The sequence below is a fragment of the Chryseobacterium sp. SN22 genome, assembly GCF_008329705.1.
In the GTDB taxonomy this organism is placed as follows: Bacteria; Bacteroidota; Bacteroidia; order Flavobacteriales; family Weeksellaceae; genus Chryseobacterium.
Map to the genome: position 1 here is coordinate 24,464 of NZ_VTSX01000005.1, position 15,479 is coordinate 39,942.

Sequence of the window (15,479 nt, forward strand, 5' to 3'; positions counted from 1 at the left end):
CTAATATTTAAAAATAATAATTATGAACCGATTTTATTTTGCTAAAACCAATAAGGCGGCCCTCTTTTTTGCCATGGCCTTATTACCTGCCGGCATGGCGTATGCTCAGGTTAAAAAAGATACGGTGCCTAAAGAGAAGAAGATAGAGGAAGTGGTGGTGATCGGATATGGTACCCAGAGAAAAGAAGCCGTAACGGGTTCGGTAGCATCCGTAAAAGGGGATGCACTTCGTGAGGTGCCTTCGGCCAATATTACGCAGGCATTGCAGGGAAGAGCTGCAGGGGTCGATATCTCTCAGAATTCCACTAAGCCTGGCGCTGCTTTACAAATTCGTATCCGTGGAACAAGATCGCTAACAGGTGATAACAATCCGCTCATCGTACTTGATGGTATTCCATTTGTCGGATCTTTAGGGGACATTAGCTCAAGTGATATTAAGAGCATAGATATTCTAAAAGATGCTTCTGCAACTGCAATCTACGGTTCGAGAGGGGCAAACGGGGTAATATTGGTTACGACGAACAGGGGATCAAAAGGGCAGAAAGCCAGATTTACCTATAATACGTTCAATGGGGTTCAGACCTTATTTTCAAGGTATCCAATGATGGATGGTCCTGCTTTTGCAAAACTTCGTAATTATGCTACACCGGCACCATCAGCTGGCCAGACTTCTACAACACCGCTGTATCAGACAAACGGTGATGAGAGCTTAACTACAAATACCGATTGGCAGAGTTTATATTATAAGCCGGCAATGATTACCAGTCACGATATTGGAGTTTCCGGAGGGACAGAAGGCGGCAATTATAATGTAGGTTTATCTTATTTTAAACAGGATGCGATTATACCTTTACAAAACTACGAAAGATTTGCATTAAGAATGGCTGTAGATCAGCAATTAGGAAAGCGTTTTCGTGTAGGTTTTACAACCAATACCAACTACTCTAAATCTGAAGCTAATGGTCTAAATCCAGGTGCTATATTAGGATATTCTCCTCTTGCTAATCCTTATAATGCAGACGGAAGTCTTAAAACAACAATGACTACAGGTGGAGGCGCAGATCAGATCTGGATTTTTTCAAGACAAAATATTGAAGCTTTAGGCCAGAAATATGTTGATGAAACCAAATCTTTCGCTTCATACAATAATATGTATGGTGAAGTAACACTTCCTATTAACGGTTTAAAATACAGACTTAATGTCGGTTTAGATTATCGTACTTCAAATAGTGGAAATTATGCAGGTGTCGGAGTGTTTAGCTTCAATCCGGCAACTTCATCATCTGCGGGAAGAGGAAATAGCCAAACTTATCACTGGGCATTGGAAAATTTGCTAACTTATGACCGAACTTTCGGTAAACATAAAATTAATGCAGTTGGTCTTTACTCAGCAGAAGGCAACAGATCTATCGGTACTTACATGAGTGCGAGAAATGTACCTGCAGATTTTTTCCAGTATTATAATCTGGGTCAATCTCCTCAGGCTGACATAACAGTTGATCCCAATAATCAAAGTTATGCACAATGGGGATTGTTATCAGCAATGGGTAGAGTTATGTATACTTTTGATAATAAGTATATGTTAACCGCTACATTAAGGGCAGACGGATCTTCACGATTGGCTCCGGGAAATAAATGGCATACTTATCCTGCATTGTCATTGGGCTGGAACATCACCAATGAATCTTTTATGCAGAATGTAAAAGCGATCAACTTACTTAAGCTGAGAGCAGGCTGGGGGCAAACGTCAAATCAGGCAGTACCAGAATATTCCACATTGGGAAGATTAACAGTAACACCTTATAATTTCGGCAATACCAATACAACAGGGGTATATGTATCCCAGGCTCCAAACGCATCATTGGGCTGGGAATATTCTAAAACACAAAACTACGGAGTTGATTTCGGATTGTTTAATAACAGGCTTACCGGTAGTGCAGAATATTATAAGACTCACACTTATGACCTTTTAACAAGAAAAAATTTACCGATTTCTTCAGGTTTGTCCAACGTTCTTGAAAATGTTGCAGAAACAGAAAATAAAGGGGTCGAATTCTCACTAAACGGTATCATTGTTAATAATCCTGAAGGTTTCTCTTGGGAAGCGGGTGTAAACTTTTATACCAACAAAAACAGGATTTTATCACTTGCTTCAGGAGCAACGCGTGACTTAAATAACCTCTGGTTTGTCGGATACAACATCAATGCTTTATATGATTATAAATATATTGGTTTATGGCAGGCAGGAGATCCTTATCAGAGTATTTTAGAACCGGGAACGGCAGCTGATGTAGTAGGTTCGATTAAAGTTTTATATACGGGAGGATATAACCCGGATGGGACGCCTGTGCGGGCAATTGGTCCTGATGATATGCAGGTATTCAATACTGCACCTAAATATCAGGGTGGTTTCAACATGAGATTTTCTTATAAAAATTTCGATCTGAGCACAGTGGGAGCATTCCAACACGGAGGAATTCTGGTAAGTACATTATATGGATCTGCAAGTTATCTTAATAGATTAACCGGTAGAGGGAATAACGTAGATGTAGATTATTGGACAGAAGATAATACCGATGCTTATTTTCCACGTCCTGGTAGACATTTAAGTGGAGATAACCCTAAATACTCTTCTACATTGGCGATGTTTGATGCTTCATATGTAAAATTAAGAACGATCACTCTCGGATACAATTTTAATAAAAATTTATTGGATGATCTGAAAATTAGTGCCCTGAGAATTTATTTTACTGTAACAAACCCGGTAGTATTATTCTCTCCGTATCACAAATTCTCGGGAATGGATCCAGAACCAAACTCTACAGGAGATCAGAATCAGGCTGTTAACGGCTATCAGCCGCGTCAGTTGGTTATTGGTACCAATAACCCATCTACAAGAAATTATTTAATGGGACTTAACTTAACTTTTTAATATTTTGCATCATGATACATTTAAACAAAAAGTTGGTATTAGGAGCAATCTTTTTATCATTAACATTTACAGGATGTAATGAAATCCTGGATGAACAGCCAAGATCGATCTACACTGTTGATTACTTCAGTTCTGCTGACGGGATCAACCAAAGTATACCTTCACTATACAGACATTTAAGATTATTATACGGAAACGGATATTTTATGAGTAACTGTCAGAACGGTACGGATGAATCTACATTCGCACAAAGTGCTGACGGAAACTTTAGAGAACTAGACATGTCGGGGAATGGGAATGTGAATTCCAATACTTTTCCTACCAGTATGGTTTGGGGTGCTGCTTTTCCGAATATTAATACAGCAAACGGAATCATCGAAAAAGGCCCTGGGTTTTCAGTTCCGGAATCTCTGATTTCTGAAGCACGATTCTTCAGAGCATTCGATTATTTCATGTTGGTTCAGACGTATGGAGGTGTTCCATTGGATTTGGGTTCAGGAGAGCTGAAATTTAACATTAATCCTATTACTACATCTGTAAGAAATACAGTACCTGAAGTATATACAAAAGCAGTGTTTCCTGATCTGAAGAAAGCCGTTGATAACTTACCTGCAAACCCCAGGATTACAGGAGGAGTTACTAAAAATGTAGCGAGATTATTTTTGGCAAAAGCTTATCTTACCTATGGTTGGTGGCTTCAGAACCCGAATAATATCCCTACATATCCTGATGTGGCAAGAACTGATCCGGACGGACATAATGCCCAATGGTATTTTCAGCAGGCTTATGATGTGGCAATGGCAGGAATTACAAACCCGGGTCTCTATGCACTTCAGCCTACATTTTATGATGTTAACGAAGGTTCCAAAGATAGAAATTCCGAATGTATGCTTTATGCAGACCATACTCAATCCAGCTCTTACTATAACGAAAGTGATCCTGTAGGATTTGGTTCCGGTTGGGCTCCTGATAATTTTGCTGCGTGGATGCAGACCTGGAACTACACGGCTATTAAGAGTAGCAGTTCTGCTACTACGTTTACCGGGGTTAGTTCTGTACAGCGGGAGGCCGCTCAGCCTTTAGGTCGCCCTTGGGTTCGTATGGCGCCTACAATTGGTGTTATCAAAAATACTTTTGCCGATAAAACCAATGACTCAAGATACGATGGAACTTTCGTTACGACTTACAGAGGAAACTGGAATAAAAATGGAACAGGTTTAACGACAGTACCTGTGTTATATAACGCAAACAACCTTCCCGTACAGCCGGGAGGAGCTATTCTAAGTTTCCTTAATGACGATTCTCAAACACCGGCTTATCCATCCGGATCTGGTAATAACGGTGTTGGAGCAGGAACATTGCCAGGAAGAGCGGATTGGGTAGTTGCACCAAACGGAATCAGCAGAATTGTTTATCCCGGACTATGGAAAATCGGAACTTACCGTACAGATGATCCGAATGGCCTAGGATATCCTAATGCAGGCCTTACCCGTCCTTTCAATGTAGCTAAATTCTCCGAATTCTACTTCATCGCAGCGGAAGCAGCGGTTAAAGGAGCATCCGGTTCGATGACGGCGAGAGATTTAATTAATGTAATTCGTGCGAGAGCTGGAAAGTGGAAATTCAATAATGCTCAAAATACAACCTTTACTGCAGACAACAGTGCAGCAATGATTGCGGCTACTCCTGCAAGCATCACGATTGATTATATTTTAGCAGAAAGATCACGTGAATACTATGGAGAATTCTACAGATGGTATGACCTTGTGCGTACACAGAAGTGGGGCGATTACGCAGCGACCTATCAGATTGGAGGTGCCTCTTATGGTAACCATACTCCACAGACCGTTACAAGAAATATTCAGGCATTCCATTACCTGAGACCAATTCCTCAGGGACAGCTGAATGCAATGGAGGTTTCTGATGATATTAAAGCAAAATACCAGAATCCTGGATACTAATTAAATTTATTCTACATTCATATTAGCAGCAAAATAGGTGTTGAAAAGCACCTATTTTGTTTAATTTGAAGAAAAATTCAAAACTTATGGAAAAAACCTGGCGTTGGTTTGGCAAAAAAGATAAAATAACACTGGAGACGCTTCGTCAGATCGGTGTCGAAGGAATTGTTTCTGCACTTCACGATATTCCCAACGGGCAGGTCTGGAGTCTGGAGGCGGTGAGTGATTATAAAAATTATATAGAAAGTTACGGTCTTCGCTGGTCTGTGGTGGAAAGTCTCCCGGTGAGCGAAGCAATCAAGTACGGAGGGGAAGACCGCGACTTTTTAATAGAAAATTACATCACCAGTCTCGAAAATCTGGGCAAAGCCGGTGTAACCACCGTTTGTTACAATTTTATGCCGGTGCTCGACTGGGCAAGAACAGATCTTTTCCACCAATGGGAAGACGGTTCCTCATCCTTGTATTTTGATAAAGCCAAATTCGCTTATTTTGAAATTCATATTTTAAAAAGAAAAGGAGCGGAAAACGATTATACGCAGGAAATTCTTCAGAAAGTAGAAGAACTGAAAAATACCCTGACCGAAGAAGACAATAACCATCTGATCGATTCGGTGATTGTAAAAACCCAGGGATTCGTCAATGGGAATATTAAAGAAGGGGATCTGAACCCGGTGGAAAAATTCAACAACCTGTTGGCGTTGTATGACGGAATTGATAAAGATCAGCTCCGTCAGAATCTGAAGTATTTCCTTGAGAAAATAATGCCGGTTTGCGAAAAATGGGGTATCCGGATGTGTGTGCATCCCGATGATCCGCCTTTCGCGCTATTGGGTTTACCAAGAATCGTAACCAATGAGGAAGACATTGACTGGTTCTTAAATGCAGTAGATAATCCTCATAACGGATTAACGTTCTGTGCAGGATCACTAAGTGCCAATCTTCAGAATGATGTACCGAAGCTGGCTCGGAAATTTGCACACCGCACAAAGTTTGTCCACCTCAGAAGCACCAACGTTTTCGAGAATGGAGATTTCATCGAAGCCCATCATTTGGGCGGAAGAGGAAAACTGATCGACGTGATCCGCGTATTCGAAAAAGAAAATCCGGATTTACCGATGAGAATAGATCACGGAAGGCTTCTGACGGAAGATATAGACAAAGGGTACAATCCCGGCTATTCATTCCTGGGCCGAATGCTGGCTTTAGGACAAATTGAAGGCGTAATGGCTGCTGTACAAAATGAAATGGCGAGGCAAAATTAGCACTCGTTTTTTGATCAATTATCAATCATCATTTATCAATCATAAAAATGAACGAAATATTCAGCATAAAAGATAAAGTAGCCGTAATTACAGGTGCTTCCGGTGTTTTAGGCGGAAGTCTGGCTAAAAGTTTCATCGAAGCCGGAGCCAAAGTAGCGGCATTGGGCAGAAGCCAGGAAAAACTGGATGCTTTTGTTAAGGAATTAACGGCATCAGGCGGTGACGCATTTGCCGTTGAAGCCAATGTAATGGACATTCCAAGCCTTGAAACAGCTTCAAAAAAGATAACTGAAAAATACGGTAAAATTGATATTCTTTTAAATATTGCAGGCGGGAATATTCCTGCCGCGACCTTATCTCCTGACCAGTCATTCTTTGATATGGATATGAAAGGATGGGATGAGGTAACCGATCTCAATATCAACGGAACCGTCTATCCTAGCTTTGTTTTTGGAAAAGTAATGGCAGAGCAGGGCAGCGGGAGTATTGTCAACATCTCATCCATGGCTGCCTATTCAGCGATCACCAGGGTGGCGGGATATTCGGCGGCAAAATCAGCCATCACCAACTTTACGCAGTGGCTGGCTTCTGATGTGGCCCTGAAATTCGGTGATAAAATCCGTGTGAATGCGGTAGCGCCGGGATTCTTTATCGGTGACCAGAACCGCGCGATTCTTCTGAATCCCGACGGTTCGTTAACCGACAGAAGCAAAAAGGTAATTGCCAAAACCCCGATGCAGCGTTTCGGGGAAGTGGAAGAGCTCAACGGAGCCGTACAGTTCCTATGCTCGGAAGCCGCAAGTTTTATTACGGGCGCCTTATTGCCGGTAGACGGAGGTTTCAGTGCCTTCAGCGGGGTTTAACATCATTGGTTAATTTTCTTCATATATAGTTAGAGAGACCTTGACTATCATACGTTAAGGTCTCATTTTAAAATTTTGTTTGATATCCACAGATGATGATGAAAAATTTCCTGTTAAGCATAACGGACAAAATAAAAAATTAATGAACCTAAAACATTGCATATTCACCCTTGGTCTTTTCATAAGCGGATCTTTCTTTGCCCAGAAAGGCGGGAAAAACAAGCTTTGGTATGACAGGCCCGCTGTTCAGTGGGTGGAAGCCCTGCCTGTCGGAAACGGAAGGCTGGCGGCAATGGTTTACGGAGATCCTTTCAGAGAAAAACTACAGCTTAATGAAAGCAGCTTCTGGTCCGGCAGTCCTTCCCGAAACGATAATCCGGACGGTCCCAAAGTCCTGGATTCCATCAGATATTACCTCTTTAATAGAAATTACAAACGGGCACAGGTTCTTGCGGATAAAGGTTTAACCGCCAAAACTCTTCACGGTTCGGCCTATCAGAACGTCGGCGATTTTACCCTTGATTTTACGCATCTCAGCAATATCAAAAATTATTACCGGGAATTGGATATTGAAAAAGCCGTCGCCACTACAACATTTACTTCAAACGGAATCACTTTCAGAAGAGAAGTTTTTGCTTCGGTTCCTGACAACGTGATGGTCATCAGACTGAGTTCAGACCGGAAAAAAGCACTTAGTTTCACCGCTAATTTCAGCAGTGAACTTAAAAAAAACAGTAAAGCCGTTGATTCAAATACTTTGCAGATGGATGGTCTGTCTTCCACCCTGGACGGCGTTCAGGGACAGGTAAAATTCAGTACACTGGCAAAAGTCATCAACAAAGGCGGAAAAACCCAGATTTCAGAAAACGGAATTTCGGTAAGTGATGCCGATGAAGTATTGATCCTGATCTCAATGGCCACCAATTTTACGGATTACAAAACACTGAATACCGATGAAGTCCTGAAAAGCAGAAAGTTCATCGAACCGGCGCAGAATAAATCTTTTAAAACCCTATTCAAAAATCATCTTGCCGCCTACCGGAAATATTTCAAAAAGGTTGATTTCAACTTAGGGACATCGGAAGCAGCAAAAAATCCGACCGATGTCAGGGTTAAAAATTTTGCGACCGGCTACGATCCGGAACTCATTTCTTTATATTACCAGTTCGGGCGCTATCTCCTGATTTCCTCCTCACAACCCGGCGGACAGCCCGCCAATCTTCAGGGCATCTGGAACAACTCGAATAAACCGGCCTGGGACAGCAAATACACCATCAACATCAATACGGAAATGAACTACTGGCCGGCGGAAAAAACCGGACTTCAGGAAATGCACGAACCGCTGATCCAAATGGTAAAAGATTTGAGTGAATCCGGAAAAGAAACCGCACGTACGATGTACAACAGCCGCGGCTGGGTCGCTCATCATAACACCGACCTCTGGAGAATCACCGGAGTGGTAGATTTCGCCAATGCCGGCATGTGGCCGATGGGCAGCGCCTGGCTTTCCCAGCACCTCTGGGACAAATACCTGTACAGCGGGGATCTGAATTACCTCAGATCGGTCTATCCGGTTTTGAAATCGGCTGTACAGTTCTACGAAGACTTTCTTATCGAAGAACCGACGCATCATTGGCTGGTCGTAAGTCCGTCGATGTCTCCCGAAAACATTCCGCAGGGACATCAGGGCAGTGCCCTGGCTGCCGGAAATACGATGGACAACCAGCTGATCTTTGACCTGTTCACCAAAACCAGAAAAGCAGCACAGCTCCTGAATACCGATGCCGATCAGATTCCGGTCTGGAACAGCATCATCTCTAAATTACCGCCGATGCAGATCGGCCGGTACGGACAATTGCAGGAGTGGATGGGCGATTGGGACAACCCGAAAGATAACCACCGGCATGTTTCTCATCTCTATGGATTATTTCCTTCCAACCAGATCAACCCGTTCACGACACCGGAACTCGCGGATGCAGCCAGAACGGTTCTTATTCACCGGGGCGACGTATCCACCGGTTGGAGCATGGGCTGGAAAGTGAATCTCTGGGCAAAATTGCTGGATGGAAACCATGCCAATAAATTAATTAAAGACCAGCTGACCCTGGTAGAAAAAGACGGGTGGGGAAGCAAAGGCGGAACGTATCCGAACCTGTTCGATGCCCATCCGCCGTTCCAGATCGACGGAAACTTTGGCTGCACCTCGGGAATCACCGAAATGCTCCTGCAGACCCAGAACGGTTTCATCGATATTCTTCCGGCTCTTCCGGATGAATGGAAAAACGGAAACATTTCCGGGCTGAAAACGTATGGCGGTTTTGAAGTCGATATCATTTGGAAAAATAATAAAGTGAAAGAAATCATCATCAAATCAATACTGGGCGGAAATTGCCGGCTGAGAACCCCTAACGAAATGCAGATTACCGGAAATAAAATACTGAAAATAGCAGAAGACAAAAACCCGAATCCGTTTTTCGAAACCCCGGAAATGAAAACCCCGTTGATCTCAAAAGAGGCAAAACGGAATCCGGTTGAAATTAAAAACGAATTTACCTATGATTTTCCAACAGAAGCCGGAAAAACATATACATTGAAAATGAAAAACTGATCAATAGGAACAGGTAATGTTTCCCTGGCTAGTCGAAGGAAGCACATTAGTCACGAAGGGACGGCTTAAATCAGAATAGGATAAAATCCTATTAAAAATAAAACAAACCTGGAAGGGTTCAACAACCATAGCCGCAGGTGCAACCGGTGGAACAACGAAAAAACAAACAACGATCCTTAAAGGGTTTAAGCTTTAAAACAAAAATTAAGAAATTTATATATGAAATCGCCATGGTTAGCAGCAAACGCAGACACCAATGAAGATATAGCGATTCCATATGACCTTTAAAAATAATTAATATCTACATATGAAAAAGATAACAATGAATTCAAATTTTCTAAAAAACAAAGCCGGCATTATTGCTGTTGCCGCTTTACTTTCCGTAACCAGTATTTCAGCGCAGACATTCACCGATTTCCAGTACAAAGGAAACGATAAAATATACAACGACAATCCGCTGAAACCGGACGAATTCTACTCGCCGATTCTTCAGGGCTGTTACCCGGACCCGAGCATTACCAAAAAAGGCGAAGATTATTACCTGGTGAATTCCTCGTTCTCTATGTTTCCGGGAGTTCCCATCTTTACCTCAAAAGATATGGTCAACTGGAAACAGGTAGGCCACGTTCTCGATAGACCGTCACAGTTGAAAGTAGAAAAAGGAGGTGTTTCCCAGGGAATTTACGCACCGGACATTAAGTATAACAAATACAACGATACGTTTTATATGATCACCACGCAGATCGCGGGCGGAGTAGGAAATATGGTCGTAAAAACCAAAGATCCGGCGAAAGGCTGGAGCGAAGTACAGAAGCTGAATTTCGACGGGATCGATCCTGCGATCTTCTTTGACGACGATGGAAAAGCCTACATCGTTCACAACGATGCGCCGCCGAAAGGAACCGAGCAGTATCAGGGTCACCGCGTGATTAAAATGTGGGATTACGACCTGGAAAAAGACCAGGTGGTAGCAGGATCCGAAAGAATCATCGTCAATGGTGGTGTCGATATTACCCAGAAACCGATCTGGATTGAAGGTCCGCATTTATACAAATACAAAGGCAAATATTACCTGATGTGCGCGGAAGGCGGAACCGGAGGATGGCACAGCGAAGTGATCTTTATGGCCGATTCGCCGAAAGGACCGTTTGTTCCGGCTAAAAACAACCCGATCCTGACGCAGCGGTATTTCCCGAAAGACCGTAAGGAAAAAGTAGACTGGGCAGGCCACGCCGATTTGGTGGAAGGACCGAACGGACAATGGTACGGTGTATTCCTGGCCATCCGTCCGAACGTCAACAACCGGGTGAACAAAGGCCGTGAAACCTTCGTTTTACCGGTAGACTGGAGCGGAACCTATCCTGTATTCCAGAACGGACTGGTACCGATGAAACCGAAACTGAAATTACCGGAAGGAACTCAAAACCAGACCGGGCAGAACGGATTTTTCCCGAACGGAAACTTTACGTACAATGATAAACTGACTGATAAAAATCTGGATTACCGTTGGATCGCCATGCGCGGACCGCGTGAAAATTTCATCACTGCAACGAAAAACGGGGTAAAAGTGAATCCTATGGAAACGAATATCAAAGCCCTGGCTCCGGTATCCGCTTTATTCCACAGGCTGCAGCACGAAGATTTTGAAACGTCCGTAACCCTGGATTTCAAACCGAAATCGGAAAAAGAACTCGCCGGAATTACCTGCTATCAAAGCGAAAGGTTCAACTATGTCTTCGGGATTACGAAAAAAGACAAAGACTATTACATCGTTCTCGAAAGAACCGAAAAAGGAGTCTCCAAACTGATTACCAGCGAGAAAATTTCCCTTTCCAAAACCATTAAACTCCAGGTAACCGGTGAAAATGATAACATCAGCTTCAATTATGCACTGGACGGTAAAAATTTCAAAAACCTGGGCGGACCGGTTTCCGGAGACATCTTATCAACCGATGTAGCCGGTGGTTTCACCGGAAGCTTAATCGGGTTGTACAGCACGTTGTCTAATGATATTGTACCGAATTAATTTAATAACCTTCAAGATTTTTAAAACCCTGAAGATTTGAAAAATAAAACCATATCACCTTGAATATTAAAAAATCATTTTATATAGTTTCTTTTTGGGGATTTATCGGGCTGAATTCACTTTCAGCCCAGATAAACCCTTCTCAGAAGGAAATGACAGCATTTACAAATCCCATCATCTGGGCCGACGCTCCGGACTTATCCATCACCCGGAACGGCGATGATTTATATCTGATCAGCACTACGATGCACCTCATGCCGGGGGCTCCGGTCATGCATTCCAGAGATCTCGTGCATTGGGAAATGTCAAGCTATGTTTTTGACACCTTGAACGATAATTCCAAATATGATTTGCTGAACGGAACCGTATACGGGCGCGGACAGTGGGCATCGTCCATCCGGTATCACAAAGGAAAATACTATGTCTTGTTTTCCCCGAATGACGAGCCTTTTAAATCGTATTTTTATGTCACCGACAATCCCGGAAAAGGAAACTGGAAGCTGCTGACGAGAACAAGACATTTTCATGATGCGTCTCTGCTTTTTGATGATGACGACCGGGTATATGTCTTTACTTCCAATAAAGTTTTCGAGCTGAGCCCGGATTTTAAAACCATTATCGGGAATCAGGACGGGACAGAGGTTTTCCAGAAAGATGCTTCCGAAACCGGATTGCTGGAAGGCAACCAGATCATTAAAAAAGACGGGAAATATTACATGATGATGATTTCCTGGCCGAGAGGCGGAAAACGCCGTCAGGTAGTATACAGGGCTGATAAAGTAAATGGACCTTACGAAAAGAAAGTCGTTCTCGAAGATAACTTCCTCGGATTTTCTTATGCCGGACAAGGTGCGCTGATTGATGATAAGAACGGCAACTGGTATTCCCTGATCTTTCAGGACAGAAATGGAGTAGGCCGCGTTCCGATTCTAATTCCGGTAAAATGGGAAAACGGCTGGCCGATATTGGGCGACAATGGAAAAGTCCCTTTAAAAGGAGAAGTTCCTCTTCCGCCGTTTAAGCCGAAAAACCATCTGGTCGAAAGCGACGAATTTTCAGATAAAAAAATGAAAATCCAATGGCAATGGAATCATAATCCCGTCAATTCAGCCTGGTCGTTATCCGAAAGAAAAGGATTTTTAAGACTGAAAACCAGCAGGGTAGTGGACAACCTGTACCTCGCTCCGAATACGCTCACCCAAAGAATGGAAGGCCCGAAATCCAGCGGAATCGTTGCACTGGATGTTAAAGAGATGAAGGACGGTGATGTTACCGGATTCAGTGCATTCAACGGAGATTCCGGGATCCTGTCTGTGGTAAAGGAAGACGGCAAAAAGTACATTGTATTTTCAACCAATGAAGTCAGTTTAGACAATAAAAACAAGGCGGTGACGGACGTAAAAAAAGAAGAGAAAAAACGGATTCTGCTCAATTCAGACAAGGTTTATTTTAAAATCGATGCCGATTTCAACCTTGGAAAAGACCTGGCGGATTTTTACTACAGCACCGATCAGAAAAACTGGACCGAAATGGCAAAAGATTACAAAATGATTTTCGATTACCGGAGATTGTTTATGGGTTCCAAATTTGCGATTTTTAATTATGCGACCAAAAACTTAGGAGGTTTTGTGGACGTCGATTTTTTTAGGGTCAATACAGATTTGAATAAGGCTGAATAATCCGGGAAACTTTAAACCGAGCCTTGAATAGAGTGCAGCCCTATGAAAAGAAAAGGTGAAATAACCATCCGTTAAAGTTCCTTAGGAGCGACCTTTAATAAACAATTGTAAAACCTTGAAATAAACGGAAAAAATAAACCCTTGCCGGTATTATTTTTTTATCTAAATTAATAAGTGTAAAAATTACAAATAAAAACCAATGAAAATTAGATCTCTACTCATTATAGGCGCATCGCTGATCGTGATACCGGTAGCCGCACAGAATACACAACGCCAGGCACCTGCGGGATTTGATTTAGTGAATGCCAATATTCCCCATGGCAAAATAGATTCCATCCAGTATCCCTCAAAAACGGTTGGGATTACGCGAAAAGCATTGGTATATACGCCGCCGGGCTATAAAATGGGGACAAAATACCCGGTATTATACCTGCTTCACGGCATCGGAGGGGATGAAAAAGAGTGGTACAGAAACGGAACGCCGCAGACTATTCTCGACAACCTATATGCGCAGGGGAAACTGACGCCAATGATTGTCGTGCTGCCGAACGGACGGGCCATGAAGGACGACCGTGCTATGGGAAACATTATGGCCAAAGACAAAGTGGAAGCATTTGCGACTTTTGAAAAAGATTTACTGAATGATCTGATTCCATATGTAGAAAAGAAATTTCCGGTAAAAAAAGACCGCGACAACAGAGCAATTGCCGGACTGTCCATGGGAGGCGGACAAACCCTGAACTTCGGACTGGGGAATATCGACAAATTTGCCTGGGTAGGAGGCTTCTCATCCGCTCCGAATACGAAAGAACCACAGCTTTTGCTGCCGAATCCTCAAAAGGCAAAAGAATTAAAGCTGCTCTGGATTTCCTGCGGTGACGCCGACGGACTCATGCCGTTCAGCAAAAGGACCCATGATTACCTGGCGCAGAATAAAATCCCGCACATCTTCTACATCGAGCCGGGCGGCCATGATTTCAAAGTCTGGAAAAACGATTTGTACATCTTTTCACAATTGATCTTCAAACCGGTTGACAAAACCACTTTCTCCGATTTTACGGTCCTTGGCCTGCCTGCCGAAACCAACATCAGGAATGCACAGTACCCGCAGATCATGCCCAACGGAAAAGCCATCTTCAGGGTGAAAGCGCCGGAAGCACAGAAAGTACAGATTGATCTAGGAAAAAAATATGACCTCACCAAAGATACCGATGGCGTCTGGAAAACGACGACTGATTCTTTAAGCGAAGGTTTTCATTACTATTCGATGGTCATTGACAATGTACCGGTGGCAGACCCTTCCAGCAGATCTTTTTACGGAATGGGAAGATATGCGAGCGGAATCGAAGTGCCGTTTGCGGGTGATGGCTATTATGCGATGAAAGACGTTCCACACGGCGATATCAGAATTCAGAATTTCTTTTCGAAAGTAACCAACTCCTGGAGAAGAGTGTTCATTTACACGCCGCCGGGCTATGATAAAAATACCGCTGACTCTTACCCGGTGCTGTATATCCTGCACGGAGGCGGTGAAGACGAAAGCGGATGGGCGATGCAGGGAAAAACCAACCTGATTATGGACAACCTGATTGCCGAAGGCAAAGCCAAGCCGATGATCGTTGTGATGCCGGATGCCAATATCGGACCTGCGGGCTTCGGAAGCTTCGGAGCGAGAAACCTGCAGATGTTTGATAAAGAACTGAAAGAATCGGTAATTCCATTTGCCGAAGCCAATTTCAGAATTAAAAAAGATGCGGCGAACAGAGCGTTGGCCGGACTTTCAATGGGTGGAATTTATACGCTGCATACGGGCGTTCAGAACTCGGAGATGTTTTCTTCTCTGGGCGTCTTCAGTTCTGGCTGGATCCTGCCGTCGCTTCAGGAAGTAGCAGACAAAGAATATCAGTTCATGACGGATAACAAGTCGAAAATCAATTCCAACCTGAAAAACTTCTGGATATCGATGGGTGGAAAAGAAGATATCGCCTATAAAAACGGTCAGGTCATGATGAAAAAACTCGATGATGTAGGCATTAAATACACGTACTCCGAATATCCGGGCGGTCACACCTGGCCGGTTTGGAGAAACAACCTGTACAATTTTGCCCAATTGCTTTTTAAATAAAATAAAAAAAATACCCGCTA

General features: G+C 43.1%; 8 protein-coding genes. All 8 read left to right on the forward strand.

The window, feature by feature from the left end; translation table 11 throughout:
• Positions 1-22: 22 nt before the first annotated feature.
• The 8 genes from FY557_RS04415 to FY557_RS04450 all read left to right on the forward strand — a co-directional run bounded on the left by FY557_RS04415 (position 23) and on the right by FY557_RS04450 (position 15,459).
• A complete protein-coding gene (locus FY557_RS04415; RefSeq protein ID WP_149246081.1) occupies positions 23-2,932 on the forward strand; it encodes a SusC/RagA family TonB-linked outer membrane protein in 2,910 nt (969 codons plus the stop codon).
• An 11-nt stretch (positions 2,933-2,943) separates the two neighbouring features.
• On the forward strand, positions 2,944-4,893 hold the full coding sequence (locus tag FY557_RS04420) for a RagB/SusD family nutrient uptake outer membrane protein (RefSeq protein WP_185151645.1): 1,950 nt from the start codon (positions 2,944-2,946) through the stop codon (positions 4,891-4,893).
• 86 nt (positions 4,894-4,979) lie between these two features.
• On the forward strand, positions 4,980-6,158 hold the full coding sequence (uxuA, locus tag FY557_RS04425) for a mannonate dehydratase (protein ID WP_149246083.1): 1,179 nt from the start codon (positions 4,980-4,982) through the stop codon (positions 6,156-6,158).
• A gap of 47 nt (positions 6,159-6,205) precedes the next feature.
• Positions 6,206-7,021, forward strand: coding sequence for an SDR family oxidoreductase (locus tag FY557_RS04430; protein WP_149246084.1), 816 nt, complete (start codon positions 6,206-6,208; stop codon positions 7,019-7,021).
• A 142-nt stretch (positions 7,022-7,163) separates the two neighbouring features.
• Entirely contained in the window at positions 7,164-9,629 is a 2,466-nt protein-coding gene (locus FY557_RS04435; protein WP_149246085.1) for a glycosyl hydrolase family 95 catalytic domain-containing protein, read from the forward strand.
• Between the two features lie 307 nt (positions 9,630-9,936).
• Positions 9,937-11,655, forward strand: coding sequence for a glycoside hydrolase family 43 protein (locus FY557_RS04440; protein WP_149246086.1), 1,719 nt, complete (start codon positions 9,937-9,939; stop codon positions 11,653-11,655).
• 152 nt (positions 11,656-11,807) lie between these two features.
• The gene (locus FY557_RS04445) at positions 11,808-13,334 is read left to right on the forward strand and encodes a glycoside hydrolase 43 family protein (protein WP_228451703.1); all 1,527 of its coding nucleotides are present in this window, start codon (positions 11,808-11,810) and stop codon (positions 13,332-13,334) included.
• A 199-nt stretch (positions 13,335-13,533) separates the two neighbouring features.
• The gene (locus FY557_RS04450; protein WP_149246087.1) at positions 13,534-15,459 is read left to right on the forward strand and encodes an alpha/beta hydrolase-fold protein; all 1,926 of its coding nucleotides are present in this window, start codon (positions 13,534-13,536) and stop codon (positions 15,457-15,459) included.
• The last annotated feature ends 20 nt before the right edge of the window (positions 15,460-15,479 follow it).

What these genes read in the sequence shown, in the direction of transcription:
- FY557_RS04440 (WP_149246086.1), top strand. Translation starts at nt 9,937, where the DNA reads ATGAAAAAGATAACAATGAATTCAAATTTTCTAAAAAACAAAGCCGGC.
- FY557_RS04420 (WP_185151645.1), top strand. Translation starts at nt 2,944, where the DNA reads ATGATACATTTAAACAAAAAGTTGGTATTAGGAGCAATCTTTTTATCA.
- uxuA (WP_149246083.1), top strand. Translation starts at nt 4,980, where the DNA reads ATGGAAAAAACCTGGCGTTGGTTTGGCAAAAAAGATAAAATAACACTG.
- FY557_RS04435 (WP_149246085.1), top strand. Translation starts at nt 7,164, where the DNA reads ATGAACCTAAAACATTGCATATTCACCCTTGGTCTTTTCATAAGCGGA.
- FY557_RS04450 (WP_149246087.1), top strand. Translation starts at nt 13,534, where the DNA reads ATGAAAATTAGATCTCTACTCATTATAGGCGCATCGCTGATCGTGATA.
- FY557_RS04430 (WP_149246084.1), top strand. Translation starts at nt 6,206, where the DNA reads ATGAACGAAATATTCAGCATAAAAGATAAAGTAGCCGTAATTACAGGT.
- FY557_RS04445 (WP_228451703.1), top strand. Translation starts at nt 11,808, where the DNA reads ATGACAGCATTTACAAATCCCATCATCTGGGCCGACGCTCCGGACTTA.
- FY557_RS04415 (WP_149246081.1), top strand. Translation starts at nt 23, where the DNA reads ATGAACCGATTTTATTTTGCTAAAACCAATAAGGCGGCCCTCTTTTTT.